At 59.0% G+C, this 21017-nt stretch carries 20 protein-coding genes and 1 pseudogene; 12 read left to right on the top strand and 9 right to left on the bottom strand.

The window, feature by feature from the left end:
* Window positions 1-8: 8 nt before the first annotated feature.
* The 4 genes from AC07S6_RS17270 to metG all read right to left on the bottom strand — a co-directional run bounded on the left by AC07S6_RS17270 (window position 9) and on the right by metG (window position 4105).
* On the bottom strand, window positions 9-191 hold the full coding sequence (locus tag AC07S6_RS17270) for a PA3496 family putative envelope integrity protein (protein ID WP_014717144.1): 183 nt from the start codon (window positions 189-191) through the stop codon (window positions 9-11).
* A 107-nt stretch (window positions 192-298) separates the two neighbouring features.
* The gene (nth, locus tag AC07S6_RS17265) at window positions 299-937 is read right to left on the bottom strand and encodes an endonuclease III (protein WP_490614970.1); all 639 of its coding nucleotides are present in this window, start codon (window positions 935-937) and stop codon (window positions 299-301) included.
* Window positions 938-997: 60 nt separating this feature from the next.
* On the bottom strand, window positions 998-1966 hold the full coding sequence (rsxB, locus tag AC07S6_RS17260) for an electron transport complex subunit RsxB (protein ID WP_495112676.1): 969 nt from the start codon (window positions 1964-1966) through the stop codon (window positions 998-1000).
* 87 nt (window positions 1967-2053) lie between these two features.
* Entirely contained in the window at window positions 2054-4105 is a 2052-nt protein-coding gene (metG, locus tag AC07S6_RS17255; RefSeq protein WP_032893312.1) for a methionine--tRNA ligase, read from the bottom strand.
* A gap of 172 nt (window positions 4106-4277) precedes the next feature.
* On the opposite strand from metG, the gene apbC reads away from it, so the two are divergent.
* Window positions 4278-5372 carry an iron-sulfur cluster carrier protein ApbC gene (gene apbC, locus AC07S6_RS17250; RefSeq protein WP_034135812.1) on the top strand — a complete coding sequence of 365 codons (1095 nt, stop codon included), beginning with the start codon at window positions 4278-4280 and terminating at the stop codon, window positions 5370-5372.
* Window positions 5373-5893: 521 nt separating this feature from the next.
* On the opposite strand, the gene fdxA is transcribed toward apbC, so the two are convergent.
* The 3 genes and pseudogenes from fdxA to AC07S6_RS17235 form a co-directional block, all read right to left on the bottom strand.
* A complete protein-coding gene (gene fdxA, locus AC07S6_RS17245) occupies window positions 5894-6217 on the bottom strand; it encodes a ferredoxin FdxA (RefSeq protein ID WP_014717148.1) in 324 nt (107 codons plus the stop codon).
* A 142-nt stretch (window positions 6218-6359) separates the two neighbouring features.
* The gene (gene mutS, locus AC07S6_RS17240) at window positions 6360-8951 is read right to left on the bottom strand and encodes a DNA mismatch repair protein MutS (protein WP_305492897.1); all 2592 of its coding nucleotides are present in this window, start codon (window positions 8949-8951) and stop codon (window positions 6360-6362) included.
* A 214-nt stretch (window positions 8952-9165) separates the two neighbouring features.
* Window positions 9166-9369 (bottom strand): annotated as a pseudogene (locus tag AC07S6_RS17235) (DUF3077 domain-containing protein); the annotation flags it as partial.
* 451 nt (window positions 9370-9820) lie between these two features.
* Here AC07S6_RS17235 and AC07S6_RS17230 point away from each other — a divergent pair.
* The 3 genes from AC07S6_RS17230 (at window position 9821) to AC07S6_RS17220 (ending at window position 14309) form a co-directional block, all read left to right on the top strand.
* Window positions 9821-12508, top strand: a complete 2688-nt coding sequence (locus tag AC07S6_RS17230; protein ID WP_495112675.1) for a phosphoenolpyruvate carboxylase — start codon at window positions 9821-9823, stop codon at window positions 12506-12508.
* A gap of 64 nt (window positions 12509-12572) precedes the next feature.
* The gene (locus tag AC07S6_RS17225; protein ID WP_060767089.1) at window positions 12573-13628 is read left to right on the top strand and encodes an NAD(P)-dependent oxidoreductase; all 1056 of its coding nucleotides are present in this window, start codon (window positions 12573-12575) and stop codon (window positions 13626-13628) included.
* Between the two features lie 27 nt (window positions 13629-13655).
* Entirely contained in the window at window positions 13656-14309 is a 654-nt protein-coding gene (locus AC07S6_RS17220; protein WP_046071212.1) for an RraA family protein, read from the top strand.
* Window positions 14310-14606: 297 nt separating this feature from the next.
* On the opposite strand, the gene AC07S6_RS17215 is transcribed toward AC07S6_RS17220, so the two are convergent.
* Both AC07S6_RS17215 and AC07S6_RS17210 read right to left on the bottom strand, forming a co-directional pair.
* Window positions 14607-14978 carry a hypothetical protein gene (locus AC07S6_RS17215; protein ID WP_197880432.1) on the bottom strand — a complete coding sequence of 124 codons (372 nt, stop codon included), beginning with the start codon at window positions 14976-14978 and terminating at the stop codon, window positions 14607-14609.
* On the bottom strand, window positions 14971-15459 hold the full coding sequence (locus AC07S6_RS17210; protein WP_034126473.1) for a Panacea domain-containing protein: 489 nt from the start codon (window positions 15457-15459) through the stop codon (window positions 14971-14973). Before AC07S6_RS17210 ends, AC07S6_RS17215 begins: the two co-directional genes overlap by 8 nt.
* Before the next feature lie 225 nt (window positions 15460-15684).
* Between AC07S6_RS17210 and AC07S6_RS17205 the strand changes: the two genes are divergently transcribed.
* The 8 genes from AC07S6_RS17205 (at window position 15685) to AC07S6_RS17170 (ending at window position 21006) form a co-directional block, all read left to right on the top strand.
* Window positions 15685-16428 (top strand): LexA family transcriptional regulator, encoded by a 744-nt coding sequence (locus AC07S6_RS17205; RefSeq protein WP_169918753.1) that lies wholly within the window; start codon window positions 15685-15687, stop codon window positions 16426-16428.
* A gap of 590 nt (window positions 16429-17018) precedes the next feature.
* Window positions 17019-17357 (top strand): phage holin family protein, encoded by a 339-nt coding sequence (locus tag AC07S6_RS17200; RefSeq protein WP_034126475.1) that lies wholly within the window; start codon window positions 17019-17021, stop codon window positions 17355-17357.
* 22 nt (window positions 17358-17379) lie between these two features.
* Window positions 17380-17895, top strand: a complete 516-nt coding sequence (locus AC07S6_RS17195; protein ID WP_181123815.1) for a hypothetical protein — start codon at window positions 17380-17382, stop codon at window positions 17893-17895.
* A gap of 3 nt (window positions 17896-17898) precedes the next feature.
* Window positions 17899-18510 (top strand): phage baseplate assembly protein V, encoded by a 612-nt coding sequence (locus tag AC07S6_RS17190; protein WP_032893296.1) that lies wholly within the window; start codon window positions 17899-17901, stop codon window positions 18508-18510.
* 9 nt (window positions 18511-18519) lie between these two features.
* On the top strand, window positions 18520-18852 hold the full coding sequence (locus tag AC07S6_RS17185) for a phage baseplate protein (RefSeq protein ID WP_032893295.1): 333 nt from the start codon (window positions 18520-18522) through the stop codon (window positions 18850-18852).
* Window positions 18849-19844, top strand: coding sequence for a baseplate J/gp47 family protein (locus AC07S6_RS17180; protein WP_495112674.1), 996 nt, complete (start codon window positions 18849-18851; stop codon window positions 19842-19844). Before AC07S6_RS17185 ends, AC07S6_RS17180 begins: the two co-directional genes overlap by 4 nt.
* The gene (locus AC07S6_RS17175; protein WP_495112673.1) at window positions 19841-20479 is read left to right on the top strand and encodes a phage tail protein I; all 639 of its coding nucleotides are present in this window, start codon (window positions 19841-19843) and stop codon (window positions 20477-20479) included. Before AC07S6_RS17180 ends, AC07S6_RS17175 begins: the two co-directional genes overlap by 4 nt.
* A complete protein-coding gene (locus tag AC07S6_RS17170; protein ID WP_495112672.1) occupies window positions 20476-21006 on the top strand; it encodes a hypothetical protein in 531 nt (176 codons plus the stop codon). The genes AC07S6_RS17175 and AC07S6_RS17170 overlap by 4 nt, the downstream gene beginning before the upstream one ends.
* The last annotated feature ends 11 nt before the right edge of the window (window positions 21007-21017 follow it).

Raw genomic sequence — 21017 nt, 5'->3', positions numbered from 1 at the left:
CGGCTCGATCAGAGATCGAAGTCGTAATCGGCCAGCTGTTTTTGCAAGCGTCGCTCTTCCAGAAGATTGTCGATAGTGCGGCGTTTGCTTAAATTGGTCTTGGCCACCTCTGCCACAGGTGCCTCTACCACATCGTCATCCGACTCAACGAGGTCGTCTTCCACTTCCAGTTGTTCGTTGCCAGCGCTCATAAGGTCAACTCCAGGCTAAGACTGCCGTTGGGGCTCCTTATAGCGATAATCTGCGAACGGGTAAAAAAGATTTTTTCAATCGTCTGATCACAAAAACCAATGATCGCTCAATCGTCGGAGGTCTTGTCCTTGTATTCGCACAAGTCTTCGATACGGCAGCTGCCGCAGCGCGGCTTGCGGGCCTGGCAAACGTAGCGTCCGTGCAGGATCAGCCAATGGTGGGAGTCGAGCAAATAGGGCTTGGGCACGAACTTCATCAATTGCTTTTCCACCTCAACCACATTTTTGCCCCGCGCAATGCCGGTTCGATTGCTGACGCGGAAAATGTGCGTGTCCACCGCCATGGTCAACTGCCGAAACGCCGTATTGAGCACCACGTTTGCCGTTTTGCGGCCCACGCCAGGCAAGGCTTCGAGGGCTTCGCGGGTTTGTGGTACCTCGCCTGCATGCAGCTCCAGCAGCAGGCGGCACGTTTCGATCACATTCTTGGCCTTGCTGTTATACAGGCCGATGGTCTTGATGTATTCGGACAAGCCTTCCACACCCAGAGCGTAGATCGCGGCGGGTGTATTGGCCACGGGGTACAACTTCGCCGTGGCCTTGTTAACGCCAACGTCCGTGGATTGAGCCGAAAGGATCACCGCAATCAGTAATTCGAACGGTGAGGAGTAGGCCAGTTCGGTTTTCGGTTCCGGATTGTCTTCGTGAAACCTGCGGAAGATTTCCAGGCGTTTTGCGGCATTCATAGGGACAGACGTTTCCTTGCAGGCGGTCGGCGTGATGTCAGTAATACACAGCGCAGTGGGTCAGCCGTTGGCCTCGGCATCTTGCAGCGTTTGCTCGGCGTCATTCAATGCAGCTTTCAAGGTTGCCAATTGATGCTCGTCAGCATGGTGATCCTGAGCCTTTTTCAACGCTGCACGGCGCATGGCCAGCTGGATTTTTGCGCGCTTGAACTCGGCGCTTTTAGTGGCCGTCTTCGGTGGCTGCGGTGAGGTGTTGGCCTCCAGTGCGGCAAGCGCCTGCTCGGATGCCTCGAACTGTCGCTGCAGCATAATCAATTGCGATTGTTGCTCAAAGGTCGGCGGATGCCCAAACGCTTTCAAGGATTTGTGCAACTGAGCGCGACTCATGGCGACGCTGCTTTTGGCCTGCTTGATCGCAGCGTCCTGAGCGGCCTGAGTGTTATCAACCGGTGCCACCTCCATCGGCGCTGTGCGCTTGGCTCGTGCCAGGCGTTCGGCGAGCTTGCAGGCTTCTTCACGTTGCAGGCGGGCGTTACGTTGCTCGAAGCGCCGCCGCGCCCGGTTGCGTTTGAGGTCGCGTGCACGCCGTTCATCATCGTTGCTGGCCAAGTCACCGACGATAGGCACAACGTCAGCTAGCGGACGCATCTCGATACAGTCGACAGGGCAGGGCGCAACACACAGGTCGCAACCAGTGCACTCGTCGACAATCACGGTGTGCATCAGCTTGGCGGCCCCCACAATGGCGTCCACCGGGCAGGCCTGGATGCATTTGGTACAACCGATGCATTCGGCTTCGCGGATATAGGCGACTTGCGCAGGCGCATCTCCACGGCTGGTGTCCAGCTCCAGTACCGGCAGGCGCAGCAGTTGCGCGAGCTCCTCAATGGTTTCCTGCCCACCGGGCGGGCACTTGTTGATGGCTTCGCCTCTAGCGATGCCTTCTGCGTAGGGCTTGCAACCCGGGTGCCCGCACTTGCCGCATTGAGTCTGCGGCAGCAGCGCGTCGATACGTTGGATGAGGTTCATGCTGTGATCATAGCGTTGACGCCCGGCCCAGGGAGGAGGGCAAGCTGAGAAGCCCCGCCGTTAGCAACAGCGGGGCATTTGCAGAAGTTACTTGATGCGTTGACCCGGCTTGGCGCCGCTGTCCGGGCTCAGCAGGTAGATTTCTTCGCCGCCGGGGCCAGCCGCCATCACCATGCCTTCGGAAATGCCAAACTTCATTTTCCGTGGCTTGAGGTTGGCGATCATCATGGTCAGGCGACCATCGAGCTTGGACGGGTCCGGGTACGCGCTCTTGATGCCGGAGAACACGTTGCGCTGTTCGTCACCGATATCCAGGGTCAGGCGCAGCAGCTTGTCGGCGCCTTCCACGGCTTCGGCCTTGATGATCAGCGCCACGCGCAGGTCCACGGCGGCAAAGGCGTCGAAATCGATTTCCGGGGAAATCGGGTCCTTGGCCAGCTCGCCATTGCCCGCCGGCGCGGATTGGCCGGTATCGGTCTGGCTGGCCACCAGGTCTTCTTTCGAAGCGTCGGTCATGGCCTGGACTTTCACCGGGTCAATCCGGGTCATCAAGGGCTTGAACGCGTTCAACTGATGATTACCGAGCAAGGTGGTGTGATCGTTCCAGCTCAACGGCGCCACGTTGAGGAACGCCTCGGCATCAGCGGCCAGCAATGGCAGCACCGGCTTGAGGAAGATCACCAACTGACGGAACAGGTTGACCCCGGTGGCGCAGATCGCCTGAACCTCAGCTTCCTTGCCTTCCTGCTTGTTCAGCGACCATGGCGCCTTGTCGGCGATCCAGGCGTTGGCGCGGTCGGCCAGGCCCATGATCTCGCGCATGGCGCGGGCAAAGTCGCGGGCTTCATAAGCGTCGGCGATGCTCGGCGCGGCGGCCAGGAACGCGTCGGTCAGTTCCGGTGCGGCGTTCTCGGCTACCAGTACACCGGCGTTGCCCTTGTGGATGAACCCGGCGCAACGGCTAGCGATGTTGACGACTTTACCCACCAGGTCCGAGTTGACCTTCTGTACGAAGTCTTCCAGGTTCAGGTCCAGGTCGTCGACGCCACGGCCCAGCTTGGATGCGTAGTAATAGCGCAGGTATTCCGGCGACAGATGGTCCAGGTAGGTGCGCGCCTTGATAAAGGTGCCACGGGACTTGGACATTTTCTGGCCGTTGACCGTCAGGTAGCCGTGCACGGCGATGCCGGTCGGCTTGCGGTAGCCCGAGCCTTCAAGCATTGCCGGCCAGAACAGCGCGTGGAAGTTGACGATGTCCTTGCCGATGAAGTGGTACAGCTCGGCGGTGGAGTCCTTGCCCCAGAACGCGTCGAAGTCCAACTCCGGGGTGCGATCGCACAGGTTCTTGAAGCTCGCCATGTAGCCGATCGGCGCGTCCAGCCATACATAGAAATACTTGCCTGGCTCGCCCGGAATCTCGAAGCCGAAGTACGGCGCGTCGCGGGAGATGTCCCACTGCTGCAGGCCACTGTCGAGCCATTCGGAGAGTTTGTTGGCCACGGCGTCCTGCAAGGTGCCGCTGCGCGTCCAGGTTTGCAGCATTTGCTGGAAATCCGGGAGCTTGAAGAAGAAGTGCTGCGAGTCCTTGAGCACCGGAGTGGCGCCGGAGATCGCTGACTTGGGATCCTTCAAGTCGGTCGGTGCGTAGGTCGCGCCGCATTTTTCGCAGTTGTCGCCGTACTGGTCTTCGGTGCCGCATTTCGGGCAGGTGCCCTTGATGAAACGGTCGGCCAGGAACATTTTCTTTTCCGGGTCGAAATACTGGGTCACCGAACGTTGGTCGATGTGCCCAGCTTCCTTCAACCGCAGGTAGATCTGGCTCGACAGCTCGCGGTTTTCGTCGGAGTGGGTCGAGTGAAAATTGTCGAAGTCCACCAGGAACTCGGCAAAGTCGGCGCTGTGTTCAGCCTGCACATTGGCGATCAGCTGTTCCGGGGTGATGCCTTCCTTTTCGGCGCGCAACATGATGGCCGAACCGTGGGCGTCGTCCGCGCAGACATAAATGCATTGATTGCCGCGATGCTTCTGGAAGCGCACCCACATATCGGTCTGGATGTACTCAAGCATATGGCCAAGATGGATCGAACCATTGGCATAGGGCAGGGCGCTGGTGACGAGGATCTTGCGTGGCTCGGACATGGGGCTCGGCTACTTGATGAAACGGAGGTCGGCCACTATAAAGCGCCGGGAAATTTATTTCACCCCGTGACGCTGTTTCAGAATCTTCCGTACCTTCGAAAGCATGCCGTTCGGCGGCTGGAACGGTTAGGATAGCCGCCTGTTTCAGTCAGTCTTTTTTCGGGAGTAGCCCATGAGCGCCGTCAATCGCGCAGCGGTGGAAGCCGTTCTTCGCCAGTACACCGACCCTTATTTGAACCAGGACCCGGTCAGTGCCGGCTGTGTACGTGCCATCGAGGTCCAGGGCGACCAGGTGTCGGTGCAGTTGCAGTTGGGTTATGCCGCGGGTTTGTTCAAAAGCGGTTGGGCGCAGATGTTGCAAATGGCCATCGAGGGCCTGGACGGCGTGGGTTCGGCCAAGGTCGACATTCAATGCGTGATCGCGCCGCACAAGGCCCAGGCGCAGATCCCTGGCCTGGCCAACGTCAAGAACGTGGTGGCGGTGGCGTCCGGCAAGGGCGGCGTGGGTAAATCGACCACGGCGGCCAACCTGGCCTTGGCCCTGGCCCGGGAAGGTGCGCGCGTGGGCATTCTGGATGCCGACATCTATGGGCCGAGCCAGGGCGTGATGTTCGGCATCGCCGAAGGCACACGGCCGAAGGTCAAGGATCAGAAATGGTTTGTACCGATCGAGTCCCTGGGTGTGGAAGTGATGTCCATGGCGTTTCTCACCGACGACAACACGCCGATGGTCTGGCGCGGGCCAATGGTCTCCGGTGCGTTGCTGCAACTGGTCACACAAACAGCTTGGGGCGACCTCGACTACCTGGTGATCGACATGCCGCCAGGCACCGGCGACATCCAGTTGACCCTTGCGCAGAAAGTCCCGGTGGCCGGTGCAGTGATTGTCACCACGCCTCAGGACCTGGCGCTGCTCGATGCCAGGAAAGGTGTGGAGATGTTCCGCAAGGTCAACATCCCGGTGCTGGGCGTTGTGGAAAACATGGCGGTGCACATCTGTTCCAACTGCGGGCATGCCGAGCATTTGTTCGGTGAAGGTGGGGGAGAGAAGCTGGCTACTCAGTATGGCGTCGAACTGCTGGCATCGCTGCCATTGGCGATGGAGATTCGCGAGCAGGCCGATGGTGGCAAACCTACCGTCGCGGCAGAGGCCGATGGGCAGATCGCGATGATCTATCAGGAATTGGCCCGTCACGTCGGTGCGCGGATTGTTTTGCAGGAAGCGACGGCGCCGGCAATGCCGACCATTACCGTGAGCGACGATTGATTAGGCTTTAACGGTTACGCGAAAAGTCTGACGATCCGTGGTGCTCTCAGGTTTTTCGCGAGCGAGCTCGCTCCTACAGGTGGGGCGCCAAAAGGACTTGTTGCTACTTTGCGCAATGCACGTGTAAGCATTCGCTTACTTTTTCGTAAGTGTTTGGTTTTTTTAGCGGTTGCGTACGTCTTGAATCGACGAAGCTATTATCTATCTTTTTGAAAAATAACGATTATTTTCATGCTGGCGAGCGGCAAAGTTTGTCAGCCCGCCGTGGGGATCGCGTTGAACTTCCCTTGGAACGCTCTAACATCAGCCCTGTGTCCACGGATTGGCACAGCCATCAAGGAACGATGGTTTGAAGGAACGTCGCAGGATGCGATTCATCAGGATGATGAAAAGGAATACAGGGACTAGGGAAAAAATGTGGGCGGGTCATACCGCCCCTTTTTTTGCCTGTAGAAAAGTGAACGCAGCACCCGAACGCAAAAAAGGCCCTCAAGGGCCTTTTTTTGTTGGGCAGTGGCGCTTTAGCGCTCTAGTTGCTCAATCTTGTTGGGCTTGCCATCCCATTCGGCGGCGTCCGGCATCGGATCTTTGCGCTCAGTGATGTTTGGCCAGATGTCTGCCAACTCGACGTTCAACTGAATGAATTGCTCCATGCCCGCAGGCACTTCGTCCTCGGAGAAAATCGCGACGGCCGGGCATTCTGGTTCACACAGGGCGCAGTCGATGCACTCATCCGGGTGGATAACCAGGAAATTCGGGCCTTCGTAGAAGCAGTCCACCGGACAGACTTCTACGCAGTCGGTGTACTTGCACTTGATGCAGTTGTCGGTGACGACGAAGGTCATTTCTAATTTTCTCCTCAGGCGGCGGCAGCGAAACCCCTTGTGGTGGGGTTCGCGAGGTTTGAGAGCGATAGTCTGCGGACCAGGCTAAAAGCCCGCAGCATCCCAAACCGCGCGAGATTCTATCAGCTTGCAAGCGTCTGCGTTATATCCGAGTCTTCAGTGCATATAACATTTCGAGCGCTTTACGCGGCGTCAAGTCATCCAGGTCAAGCTTTGCCAACTCATCCAGCACCGGATGGGGCAGGCTGGCGAACATATCGCTCTGATGCGGCGCGGCGGGTTTCTTGCTGGCTTTGGCCGGGCTGGCGACCACCGTTTCATGGGGTAGGGCCGTGGTTTCCAAGCGGCTGAGGTGTTCACGGGCGCGAGTAATCACCTCGCTCGGCACACCGGCCAACTGCGCCACGGCCAGGCCGTAGCTCTGGCTCGCCGGCCCTGGCAGCACATGGTGCAGGAACACGATGCGCTCGTTGTGCTCGGTGGCATTGAGATGCACGTTGGCCACCAGCGGCTCGCTTTCCGGCAACACCGTCAGCTCGAAGTAGTGCGTGGCGAACAGCGTGTACGCACGCAAATGCGCCAAACGTTCAGCCGCCGCCCAGGCCAGGGACAGGCCGTCGAACGTGCTGGTGCCGCGGCCCACCTCGTCCATCAGCACCAGGCTGCGTTCGGTGGCGTTGTGCAGAATGTTGGCGGTTTCGCTCATTTCCACCATAAAGGTCGAACGGCCACCGGCCAGGTCATCGCTGGAGCCGATCCGTGTGAAAATGCGGTCCACCAGGGACAACTCGCAACTGGCCGCCGGTACGAAGCTGCCGATATGCGCCAACAACACGATCAACGCGGTCTGGCGCATGTAGGTGGATTTACCGCCCATGTTCGGACCGGTGATTACCAACATGCGGGTATCGTCGTCCAGCGACAGGTCGTTGGCGACGAACGGCGTGGTCAGCACCTGCTCCACCACCGGGTGACGGCCTTGCACGATGCGCATGCACGGTTCGCTGACAAACCTTGGGCAGTTGAGGTCCAGGTTCAGCGCCCGTTCGGCGAGGTTGCTCAACACATCCAGCTCCGCCAGGGCGGCGGCGGTGTCTTGCAACGGCGCCAGGCGGCTGATCAAGTCCTCGAGCAAGGCTTCGTAGAGCATTTTTTCCCGCGCCAGGGCGCGGCTTTTGGCTGACAGCGCCTTATCTTCGAACGCTTTGAGCTCAGGGGTGATAAAACGCTCGGCGCCTTTGAGGGTCTGGCGACGTTGATAGTCGATAGGCGCCGACTCCGCCTGCTTGCTCGGCAACTCGATAAAATAGCCATGCACGCGGTTGTAGCCGACCTTCAGGTTAGCCAGGCCCGTACGGGCTTTTTCGCGAGCTTCCAGGTCGATCAGGAACTGTCCGGCGTTTTCGCTCAGGGATTGCAGCTCATCCAGCTCGCTGTCGTAGCCGGTTTTCAATACGCCGCCGTCACGAATGATCGCTGGCGGGTTGTCGATGATGGCCTTTTCCAGCAGCGCTGCGAGGTCTGGATAAGTACCGGCCGTCACGGCCAGCTGTTGCAGGTGCGGCGTGTCCAGTTCGGTCATCGCCACTTGCAACTGCGGCAGGGCGCTCAAGGCATCGCGCAGGCGCGCCAGGTCACGGGGCCGTGCATTGCGCAAACCGATCCGTGCCAGGATACGTTCGATATCGCCGATTTCTTTCAGTTGCGGCTGCAGCTTTTCAAAGCGATAGCCGTCGAGCAGGCAAGTAATAGAAGACTGGCGTGCTTGCAGCACGGTCAAGTCCCGCAGCGGACGGTTCAGCCAACGGGTCAGCAAACGGCTGCCCATGGCGGTCTGGCAACGGTCTACCACCGATTGCAGGGTGTTATCGCGGCCACCGGCCAGGTTGGTGTCCAGTTCCAGGTTGCGACGGCTGGCGCCATCAAGCACCACGGTATCGTCCAGACGCTCATGGCGCAGGCTGCGCAAGTGCGGCAGGGCGGTACGCTGGGTTTCCTTGGCGTAGCTGAGCAGGCAGCCGGCAGCGCCGATAGCCAGGGTCAGGGTTTCGCAACCAAAGCCTTTAAGGTCCTGCACCGAGAACTGCTGGCACAGACTTTTCAGTGCCGAATCACGTTCAAAATCCCACGGTGCACGACGTTTGGTTCCCCGACGCTTCTCGGCGGGCAAGTCCTTGGGCCAATCATCCGGGATCAACAATTCCACCGGATTGATACGCTCCAGCTCCGCCAGCAGGTTTTCCCAACCCTTGATCTCCAGCACGCTGAAGTTGCCGCTGGTGATATCCAGCACCGACAGGCCGAACAAACGCTCATCGCCCAACACCGCAGCGATCAGGTTGTCGCGACGCTCATCCAGCAACGCCTCATCACTCACCGTGCCTGGGGTGATGATGCGCACCACCTGGCGTTCCACCGGCCCTTTGCTGGTGGCCGGGTCACCGATCTGCTCACAGATCACCACCGACTCGCCCAGCTTGACCAGCTTGACCAAGTAGCCTTCCAACGAGTGATAAGGAATCCCACACATCGGAATCGACTGCCCCGCCGACTGCCCACGAGCGGTCAGGGTGATGTCCAGCAGCTTGGCGGCCTTCTTCGCGTCTTCGTAGAAGATCTCGTAGAAGTCGCCCATGCGATAGAACATCAACTGATCAGGGTGCTGGTTTTTCAGGCGCCAGTACTGCTGCATCATCGGGGTGTGGGAGGACAGGTCTGAAGTGTTTTTACTCATTGGGTAGTAGGCAAATTCGTTGAAAGTGATGGGGCAAAGGGGGCGCTTGGCCCAGCATTTTTTGCGATGGCGGCAAGGTTAACACGCGAGGTCGGGGGTTCGCAGGTCGCAAACGGATAGGTAAAAAGCAAAAGCGGTGCCGCCCCGATATCCACCACTAAAGGAGCGGCGCCGCCACAGGTTAGCGGTTGCCCGCCTTTTCTATTTTCGCGGCTTACTGGGTATTAACCGGCGAATCCAACACCTTCACCCCATCATCAACCACCGCCTTGACCATTTCCTGCAAGTCATGCGAAGCCCAGGCGTAACGGTCCGTCTCCTTGGTCATCGCCGCATCTTCTGCGAGCAGCTTGGCGACGTGGAGAAGATTGGAGGTGTGGTGCAAGGCGTTTTGCAAGGAAACACCGCTGTTAACGCGTGAACCTGCTCTGGCTTTTCAGAAAGTTGTGTTTATGAAGAATTGTTTAAGTTGCGCTCGCAGGTCGTGCCTTCGCGAGATTCTTCCTGGGGCGAGCGTTTTTGAGCGGGTGAATATAATTTCGAATAATCAGGGTTTTAGAAAAAACATCCGCACTAAAACAGAATCGTTGATGTGATTTTTATTAGCTTCCTATCATTTTTTTCTGGCTCTCTATTCCAAAAAGGTCTTTTGTCGAAAAATTCGGAGCATGTTTTATTGCTCACAGATGTAACAAATTGTTTCATTTTTTTGCCGTTTTTCGGTATCGACAAGGGGGCTTTCTGTCGGCGAACAGGTGAGTTCCGTTCGTTGCGACGCAGTGGGTTAAGCCTGGGACATTGATGATTTTGCGTGTGTCTATTCGGCGCACTGCAAACAAGGGATTTGACAATTATCGAGGCTTGAACCCATGAATCATGTGATCAACTCCATACTGGAAAATGCATCAACTCGCCCCTCAATCGGCCATACCAACCCCGCGCTACTGCATGACGTCCTATGGCGAGCCCTGGAGCACGTACTCAAGGCCAACACGGATGATGCTTCCCACACGCCGCATGCCCGTGCCTGTCTCAGGATCTATGCTGAAATCGATACGCTGTCGTATCTGGACAAGGGTGATTCGAAATTGGCCGCAGCTCTGGGCAAGGCGTTCTTCGAATCGCGCTCCAGCAAAGACGTCGAGGCATTCTGGAAGTTGTTACTGATCAAGCAACTGCTGTTCGAATTGTCGGTCAGGGGTGTGGCGACCCAGATTGCTTCGCAAGCCAGTCTGCCTCGTCAGTTGCTCACGCTCGATCCGCAGTTGATTGCAGCGCCTGCGGGCGTGAATATCAGCCTGGGAGTGCTGTGCAAAGAAACCGACCAGCTCAAGCATTCCGTTGTGCTGGTCTTGCAGAAACTGGCACAGCACGTCGAGGATCGTGGCCTGAAAAAGCCTCAAGTCACTGCGCAGCTTCTGCTGGAGTTGTACAACGCCGTGTGGTCGGGCAGTAATGGCACCGATATCGAGTCACAGATTTTTTACGCCGACAGTGTGTATGACGCGTTGCCCGACGTGCATCACGCCCTGGGCCTGGCGCCGCAGGAAAAATGGCTGACTTTGTTCACCTGGTTATACGGCGACAAGGATGGCCGCCCCTATGACACCAACCAGCACACCGAAACCCTGGTGGTGGCGCTGGAAACGGCGCTGCGCAATCGCTACATCGCTGATATCGACAGTCTGATCAAGGACGGCGGCGCACGGCATCGCCTTGAAGAGATTCGTGCTCGCGTGGGCAAGGATCATCCCGAGCATTTCAAGCGTCCCGCCGAACTGATCGACGCACTGGGCAGCATCCGTTTTACCCAGCCCGCCGCCATCGACCGTCTGCTGCTGCGGGTGCATGCGTTTGGCTTTCACTATCTGGATATCGAGTTTCGTGAAAACGCCGAGATGTTCAGCTGCGTGGTCGATGAGATCCTTTCCAGTCAGTGGCTGGAAACCATCGGCCTGGGCCAGGGCCGGCACTATCACGAGCTGGATGAGCGTGCGCGTCAGGCCGCCCTTGAGGTCGCGCTGGAGGGCGGGACGGCCCGGACGCCCGCTGCCCTGTGGCAGGAGTATTTGCAACGCACCACGCCGATTTACACCCGGAAAGTCGAGCAATATGCCGGCCAGGATTACATTGCACTGATGGAGCAGGATCCGAGCTATATCCGCATGCACGATGCGCGCAACGCGGTGGAACGGTTTGAAATGATCGACCGTTATCGCGACCGGATGAAAATCCACGGGATCGCCGAGTACACCTCGGCCCTCAGCGCGCTGGAGGTGCTGTTCCTGATGAAAGCGGCCCAGGTACGGGACGGGATTGACATCGCTCTGCAACCTGAAGACCTGGCAGGTGCCGAGCGCACGCTGGCCACGGTGCATGAGGTGTACGAAAACCCGGTGTACCGCAAGCACCTGGCAACGCGCGGCAACCGCCAATACATCACGTTTGGCCCCAGCGACACGGGCAAGCAAGGCGGCAAGGCCATGCACAAGCTGAACATGGCGATTGCCAACCAGCACAAGTTGATCGCGGCCCGTTATGGCATCGAGGTGGTCGTCCACGTCATCATGGGCGGGGAACACGCGCGGTGTAATGGGGTGATCGCCGAGACCTTGCAGGAGTTCGGCGCGCTGGAGGGCCCGGAAACCCGCTTCATGCTGGCCGGCTGCGCGGAGATGCGCGCTCATCTGCTGACCCGCAACCAATCCGTCAACTTTCTCAGCCAGTTGTACCGTATGCACGCCGATCCCAAGCCGCAGCCGTCCGAGGAGGTCATTGCCGGCAGGGTTCAACGTTGGGGGGGCGTGGTGCGCCGCTACCAGGCGACGTTCTTCGAGCATCCGGCGCTGCCTTCCCTGTTGCGGGACCTGGCGCGATTCGATGTGGTCAGGGCCACCGCCAAAGGCACCCGGCCGCCTTCTCGTATCTTCAACATCAAGGTGTTCGAGTCGCGTCCCGATGCCATTCGTGCGATTCCCTGGACCCGCGCCTTGCTGGCCGGTGGATTGCACAGCGAACTGATCGGCGTCGGGCAGTTTGCGCAAGAGCCGGCAACTTACTTGTCCAAGGCCTTCAACGAGGATGAAAGCTTTCACACCTACGTCAAAGGCATGGCCTACGCCATTGCGCGAACCGACCTCAAATGCGCCTGGCTGACCCTGACCGGCAGCATCCCGGAAAAGGCCCACATCCAGATGCTGGCGCAAGCCTTGAAGACCGAAGCCGTCGGTACCGCTGAACAGCTGCTGGCCAGCCTGCACCTGGAAGTGATTGAAGGTAAGCGCTTCGTGTACAAAGCCACCAACGGCACCGAGCCGGCGGATCCATGGAAAATCAAGGAAGGCAGCTTGCTCAACCTATGGCCCAGCCTCAGGGCCGAGGTCTATCTCAAGGAAAAGAACTTGCGAATCTATCGCTTGTTTCTGATCTACGCCAAAAGCAATCCCGCGTTCATCCAGTCGTCATCGCTGAATGATTTCTACAGCGGGTTCCTCGCGGCCGTGAGTACCGATGCAGGCTTGGTCGATCCCGCAAGCGCCCACCATTTCACCTGGTGATTAACCCCGATGCCCAGGGCAACCTGGGTATCGGCAAGCGCTACCCTCCAAGAGGATCAACTGTATGGCATTTACCACCTTGATACTGGATGCCCCCGGGCCGCCGTTACTGTTTGAGGAAGTCGATCGCTTTCTTGAACTGGGCCTGGGCGTCACCCTCAACCTGCATTATTTCGCGGACAAAGAGCGCATCCGGCAGCACTACGGCACGCGCATTCACTATGCCGAGATCAACTGCCATGACGAGCCTGGCTTTATTGCCGCCGTGAGTCAGGCCGGGGGGTACAGCGTGTTCAAGACGCGCCTGAACATCCCGTTGGGCGCTGGCCTGATCCGCGCTGCCACCTCGCCGGCGTTGGCCACGCCACTGCGCGCCATTGCCCAGGCTGGCACAGGGATCAATCATATTGATCGGCTGGCGTGCGAGCAGTGTGGCGTGGCGATCCTCAACACACCGGGCTCCAACGCGACCGCTGTTGCCGAATACGTCGTGGCCCAGGCGCTGTTTCTGTCGCGCGACCTGGATGACTACAACGCTGAAACGCACAACGGCCATTGGGCAAAAGGCTCCTTGGCACCTGCCTGCGAATACGCCGAACTGACGCTTGGGCTGGTGGGCACCGGCAGCATTGCCCGGCAGGTGGCGCGCAAGGCTGCGGCGCTGGGCATCAAGGTGATCGCCACCGGGTCCGAACGTTTTACCGAACCGGTGGCGCACAGCCTTGGGCTTGAACGGCGGGCAGGTCTTGAACAGTTACTGGCCGAGGCGAACATCGTCTCGATCCACGTACCGCTCACCCCGCAGACCCGAGGCTTGTTCGGCACCGCTGAGTTCCAGCAGATGCGCCAGGGATCAATCCTCATCAATACCGCGCGCGGCGGGATCGTCGACGAACACCGGTTGGCCGCTTTCATGCGCCAGTTTCCCAGGCATATCAAAGCCGTCGCCATCGATACCTTTGCCCTTGAAAAAGACCGCTTCGACTCGCCATTGACCGCTATTGCCAATGCGCAATTGACGCCGCACATCGCTGGCAATACCACAACGGCAATCCGGACGGCGTCACGCCAGATCGTCGACAAGATCCACGCATTCAGTGCCGACGCCACCGCGCGTTAACCCACAGGACACAAGGAAGGCCACATCATGCAAACCTCTATTGTTACCCGCCTCGACGCCCTGAGTTGCACCGACCTCAGCGATGCGATGGACCGCCTGAAAATCGTTTGCCAGTGCACCGACATCATGCCTCTGGACCGGTCGTTCAACCTCACAGGCAAAGCCTGGACCCTGCGCTACGGCCCTATTGGCCTGGACGGCGGCTCGGTGGGTGACTACATCGACGACCTTGAGGCTGGCCAGGTGGTAGTGATCGACAACCAGGCGCGGCTCGACACCACCGTGTGGGGCGATTTGCTGACCTCTACCGCCGCCCGTAAGCAGTTGGCCGGGACGGTGATTGACGGTATCTGCCGCGATGTCGACCGTGCGTTGGAGCTTAACTACCCGATCTTTTCCCGGGGGAACTGGATGCGCACTGGCAAGGATCGCGTGCGTGTCGAAGCGATCCAGGCGCCCGTTACGCTGGGTGGCGTGCGGGTACAACCCGATGATTGGTTGCGCGGCGACGGTGACGGCCTGGTGGTGATTCCGGCCGGCTCACTGAGCGAAGTGCTGGAGGTGGCCGAAGAAATCCACCAGGCCGAAGAACATATTCGTGCGGCTATCGAGGCGGGCGTTCCTTTACGCAAAGCTCGCGCCGATTACGGCTACCACGCCTTGCAGACTCCGCGCCGCTAACTGGCCGACGACAGAAGCCGCCGCGGGTGCGGCTTCAGTTGATGCTGGTCGGGGTGGTCAATAGCACCTACCCGGTTAAGCGGGACCGGGTCTTGCGCAATACAGACGTGGCGGAAATCCGAGGTGTTGGCCGCAAGATGAAACTCCACCTCGGTGCGATTTTTGCAGCCGGTCGCTGCTGGATAAGGTCAAAAAAAACTAAAAAACCGATCAGTGCCTTGAAGATGATTAACTGACTTTTGCGTGCTCACACCTCAATGCCGGATAGAGAGAAGTCAGGGTATGAGTACGACCAGACTATTTGGATTTACGCCCACTAGCCGGAAACAACCCTCTGATCACCCCAAGAAACGCCGCAAACAAGTTGATTGAAGTCGCCGTAGTGATGGCAATCAACACATTGTCCGAGAACGGTGCTTTACCCGAGTAATACGTCGACCAGCCATTCCACACCAGCAGGACCCCCCAGAAGATCACCCCGCACGCAGCGAACCAAAACGCACGCCCCGCATATTTCTTGCGCAGTTGCCTTTCAGCCTTCTGGTCTTTTAGGTTCTGGTTTCTTTCATCGTCGGTGCCTATGGCTTGCTCGCCACCGGCTTGGGTGTCCTGGTCAGGCCCTGCCGCGGGGGGCAGGGTGAGTTCCAGGTTGTCGAGTTCTTCACTCACGGATGCGGCTCTTTGGGTGAATGAGTGTTGCCATGTCTTCCCAGTCGATGGCGGAACCGTCGGCACCCTTGAGGGCCCAGGCTGTGCCGTCCTCGTGGGACAGGTTGGACAGTTGGGTGCCGGACCATTTGCCGTATTTGTTAATGATCCGGTCAATCAAACGATGGGTGTAGGTATCGCTCTCGGGAACCCTCGGTGTCACGAAGACAATGTCTTCGGCGTCGGGCTTCAGGTTGCTGAGCAGCGCGGTCACCGGGCGATTACCGTAGGATTTCAACTCATGGTAAAGCGACGGGATGACCGGGCCATATTGCCAGCGGGCGAAGTGGTCATCCATCAGGGGCTGGTCCCGTTCGCGCAAATGCCAGGACTGTGTATAGAACAGCAGTTTCTGCAGCTTCATCGGGGTCAGGCCCGAAACCTTGCCTTCCTTCGCGCGTTCAATGAAGGCGTTAGCAACAGCTAGCGCTGAATAAGCCATGAGCACCTCCGTCGTTGCTGGCTACGTTGTCAAAGAGTTTTATACATAGGCCTTGAGTTGTCGACATGCAAGGTGTTGATCGGCAGCAATACCAAGCTGGCAGAATAGTAGAATGCAGATAGCTGGGTGTATATACAGTATTTTGATTCGAATTAATTGAAAGTTGGATGTTTAATGCATAAATATGCAAATTAGCATTTGCCAACCTCAGAAACTCCCGTCACTATCCGCGTTATGCAAAAACGCAACGTTTCTATCGTCTTAAGAGAACTGCTGGATCGCGACCGGATCTCCCCCACGGAGCTCCACCGGCGCACCGGCGTGCCTCAATCCACACTGTCCCGGATCCTCAGCGGCAAGATCGTTGATCCGTCGGATAAACACATCTCGCGCATCGCCGAGTATTTTCGCGTCAGCACTGATTACCTGCGCGGGCGCGCAGCAGTGGGCGTTGTGCGCGATGACGGGCGCGACCCGATGCATTCGGAACTCAAGGACATAAGCCTGTGGGACGACGACACCCCCGTTAATGATGATGAGGTGTCGATCCCCTTTCTGCGCGAGGTTGAATTGGCTGCTGGATCAGGAAGATTCGTCATCGAGGAAAGCGAGAAAGCCAGCCTGCGGTTCGGCAAGCGCAGCCTGCGGCATAATGGTGTGCAGTTCGACCAGGCCAAATGCGTGACGGTACGTGGCAACAGTATGTTGCCGGTATTGCGCGACGGCGCCACGGTAGGGGTGAATGCCGGCAAGAGCGGCATTGGCGATATCGTGGATGGCGACCTGTATGCCATCAATCACAACGGCCAGTTGCGGGTTAAACAGCTCTACCGCCTGCCTTCCGGTATTCGCCTGCGCAGCTTCAACCGTGATGAACACCCCGATGAGGACTACAGCTTTCAGGATATCCAGGATGAGCAGATCAGCATCCTCGGTCATGTTTTCTGGTGGGGCATGTACGCCCGCTAACCTCCACGCGTAAGAAGAAACCCGCCCATGTGCGGGTTTTTTTTCGTCCGTAGAAAACCGGCAAAACCCAAGCCCGCCAGGCTTCGAATGCATCCGTGCATTCCTATAGCAAAAATAAATGCATTTGTGCATTGACTGTATATGCATACATGCATATTCTTCATCTCAAGCCAGCCAACAAGGCCTGGTGGAGGCGGCAAGGATGCTGCCAAGGAAGACAAGGAAGGCACGCAACATCGGCAAGGACGCCATCGAAGCGATGGCAGGGAGGCCAGGCAACACCGGCAAGGATGCCGACGCTCTTTAGTTTCAACGCTTCAACAACAGGCAGCGATGAACCGGCCTTAACGGTTCAGAGGGTTGGCAACTGACCCGGGTGTGCAGCGTAAAGCACCAAAAGCAGTTATCCGGCAGACAGGGATCGTGGTCGGAAAAACATCGAGGAAAGGACCGTACCGCGCCAGTAGCGCCGAAAGTCCGAGGACATCATTACTGAAAAGCCCGGGCGACCGGGCTTTTTGGAATGCCTACCTACTCAAGCATTTGTAAATGAAATACGGACTATTTATTGCTCAGCCAGGAGGCGTGACATGACAAGTGAACAGCAAGCGTTAGCGGAGATGCCTATCTGGCTGGTCATCGTACTGGCAGTGATCGGCGGTGTATCCGGCGAGATGTGGCGGGCCGACAAGGAGGGCGCCCGCGGTTGGTCGTTGATCCGCCGCCTGGCCCTGCGTTCCGGGGCGTGCATGGTCTGCGGGGTTTCGGCCCTGATGCTGTGCTACGCCGCGGGGATGTCGATCTGGACCGCCGGCGCCATCGGTTGCCTGACCGCCATGGCCGGTGCCGACGTGGCGATCGGCCTTTACGAGCGGTGGGCGGCCAAGCGCATCGGGATCAACCAAGGCTCCCGCCAGGACCCGCAGTAATTGTTGCAAGGACGCTACTAAAATGACGCTTATCGAAAAGCCATCGCAACTGCCCCAGGCCATTGGCGCGGCGCTGCATGCAGCCCTCCCGGGCCTCAAGGTGGGGAGCCACCAGGACTTCCAGGGCGACGCTGAAAAAAACGGCGTAATGGTTACGGTCGAAGGTAATGGCCCTGGCATTCGCTCTCGCGAGGGGCGCAAAGCCCACGTCTTGGCCATTTCACTCAGGGCCATGGTTGCTCCCGGTGCATTGGCGTTCGATGCCTGCGACCTGGCCAGCCAACTGATGGACCTGGTGCTGGATAACCGATGGAACCTGCCCCCGGCACAGTGCGATTTGCCGGCGAATATCGTCGCTGCGCCCGCTTTGCGCACTTCCGTAGAAACGGACTACGACACCTGGACGGTTTCCTTCACGCAAACCCTCTATCTGGGGCCGGCGTTACTCGACGATCCCACAGGCCAACCGCTATTTGCCTGCACCTGGGACGTCTCCAACATCGACGACCCAACCCAATACCAGCCACTGGCGGAGTAGCCCATGTTCGACGCGCTGTTACGCATGCAATTGGGGCCGATCGTCGAACGCCTGGCAGAGATGGAGAGCCAGCTCGAAGACCTTTACCGCCGCGCTGAAAGCTTCTGCCGGATCGGCATTTGCCAGCAGGTCGACGCGGCCAGCAACACCTGCAAGGTCAGCCACGGTGATTTGCTGACCCCGGCGATCCGCTTTTTCAACCCCAGTGCAGGTGCCCAAACCGAAACCCGTATCCCCACGGTGGGTGAACAATGCCTGCTGCTCAACTACGGCGGGGGAGAAGGCGGTGTGCAATCCGTGGCTTTGTTTGGCCTCAACAGTGATCGTTTTCCGCCAGTCTCCAGCGTTGCGACGTTGACCCGGCGCCGGCATCAAGACGGTACCCAAAGCGACTACGACGATGCCAGCCATACCTTCAATTGGGTCAACGGCCCCACCACCTTCAGCGGTTCCCGCGAGCAGGTTGACGTCAAAGTCGGCGCCGCCAGCCTGACCCTCAGCGCCCAGGGCATCACCCTGCAAGTCGGCGGCACCAGCCTGTTGCTGGACGCCGGCGGCGCGCACTTCAGCGGCCCGGTGGTGGACCATCAAGGACGCGTCATCAGCCCCCGATAAGGATATCCCATGCTCGGAATCGATAGGAACACCGGGGCAGCCGTCGATGATTGGCTGCAATTTGTGCAGCGCGCCACCCGGGCGCTGACCACCCCAGTGGGTACTCGGCAAAAACGCCCATTGTATGGCTCGCTGATCCCGCAATTGCTCGGCCAGAACCTCGGTGACGACCTCTTGATCCTCGCCCAGAGCCACGCCGCGCAAGCCTTCTACAACACCCACAACGGTATCGGCGACTTCGACCCCCAGGTCATTGTCGCCACCCGCCAAGGCGCCGGCCTGCTGCTGCGGTTTGCCGGGACCTGGAAAAACCGCCAACAATCCTTCGAGGTCGTGACATGAGTATGCTGATCCCCGGCCAGAACCAACTGGCGGAACCGGCCATCATTAAGGTCGATGAGTTCGAACCGTTGCTGGCCGAATTCAAAGCGTTTGTCATCGACTACGTCGCCACTCGCGCGCCGCAAAGCGCAGCCAAACTCCAGGCCAGCCTCGACAACGAAAGCGAACTGCTGACCCTGGCCCTTGAAGCTTTTTGCGTGCGCCTGCAAACCCACGAACGCAAATACAACGCCCGCATCAAACAGATGCTGGCGTGGTGGGCCACCGGTAGCAACCTGGATGCACGCCTGGCCGATATGGGCCTGGAACGCCAAATGCTCGACCCTGGCGACCCGGCCGCGTTCCCGCCGGTGCCACCCACCTTGGAAAGCGACGACGACGCCCGCCTGCGCTACTACCTGGCACCCCACGCCCCAGCGGCGGGCTCGCGCATGCAGTATCGCCGCGAAGTGTTCACCTTGGGCGAGCGCCCAGCAGTGAAAGTACAAAGCGCGACGCCCGGTGTGGTCACGGTCACCTACACCTTCGACCCCGACGGCTACGCGGCCCAGGTCAAGGACGGCAACGCCCGTCGCACCGCACCGGGGGAAGTCATGGTCACCGTGCTTTCCAGGGAGGGCGACGGCACGCCATCTGTCGACTTGCTTGACGGTGTACGTCGACATTTCGCACGGCCGGATGTACGGCCCGAAACCGACCTGGTCAGCGTCCAGGGGGCGCAGATTCAACCCTACAAAATTCGCGTGGTGGCCAAGATCAACGCCGGCCCGGACTCGGGCTTGACCCAAGTGGCAGCGCAGAAACTGCTGCAAGACTACGCAGAGTCCTGCCATCGCCTGGAAGGGCGGGTCGACCCCAGCTGGATCGACTACGCCATCCACAGTGCCGGGGCCGCGCAACTGCACATCCTCGAACCGCTGGCGCCGATTGTCAGCACGGCGTTCCAGGCCCCGTATTGCACGGGCGTCGAGGTGGAGGTGCGCACACTATGAGTGAACCCAAAGCAAGTTTGCTGCCGGCCAACAGCTCACCGCTGGAAAAGGCCCTGGACCTGGGCTTCGGCACATTGCTTGAGCGCGTCACCCCGCCGTTTCCGGCGCTGATGAACCCGCTGTATACCCCTAGCGAATTCCTGCCTTACCTGGCCGCCGACCGTGGCGTCAGCGAATGGGATGCCGAGGCCAGCGAAGCGGAAAAACGCCTGACCGTGGCCTTGTCCTGGCAGATCCAGCGCCAGGCCGGCACACCCAAGGCACTGAGCCATGCGGTGGAGTCATTGGGCTTCACGCCGAATATCAGCGCTTGGTATCAGCAGCGCCCCTTGGGCGTGCCTTACACCTTCGACGTGCAGGCGATCATCGGGCGCAGTTGGTCCAGCGGCGACCACAACCGGCTGATCCGACGTATCAACGCGGCGAAAAGTGAACGCGATCAGGCGACGATTACCATCGTGCATGAAACCGAAGGCCAGCTCGCGCTCACGCAAGTGCTCGACGCGCCTTTAAGCGACGGCGAGTTCTACCTGAACGGCGCATTGCCGGACCTGGCGCTGGTGGCTCGCCTAAACAGTGCCGGGGTTGCCCAGCACTACACCATTAACGATTACGACCTCAGGGCGCAGCCATGACAGATGAAATCACGCGCCTGGTGCGCTTCACCTCCAAAGGTTTGGATGAAGTGCTGCAGGCAAAGAACCAGGGCCTCAAAGGCGAAATCACCCACATCGGCGCCGGCACCGCCCGCTACAACCCCGACGGCAGCGAAGTGGCCTTGCGTGACGAGCGCCAACGGGTGGCCATCGTCGATTACGAAGACCTGGGCGAGCGCCAACTCAGGATGGCCGCGCTGTTCGATGGCGACGGTGAGTATGAGATTGGCGAGTTCGGGTTTTACCTCGCCAGTGGCACCTTGCTGGCGGTGTATTCCGTGGCGGGGAAGTTGCTGACGTATAAAGCGGCGGCGGCGCGGGTGCTGCAGAAGTTTACGCTGGATGTTTCGCCGTTGCCGGCGGATAGCGTGACGATTGTGGTGGGGAGTGAGAACTTGAATCTGTTGTTGGCGGAGGAGATCGCGATTATGGCGGCGGCTTCGGTTGGCAATATGTCCCGCCACGTTGATTTGATGTTTCGGGTTATGCATCTCGAAGCGAAGTAGTAGCACTGACA

Source organism: Pseudomonas sp. GW821-FHT07B01 (assembly GCF_059419065.1).
This window is presented reverse-complemented; position numbering and strand designations above follow the sequence as displayed.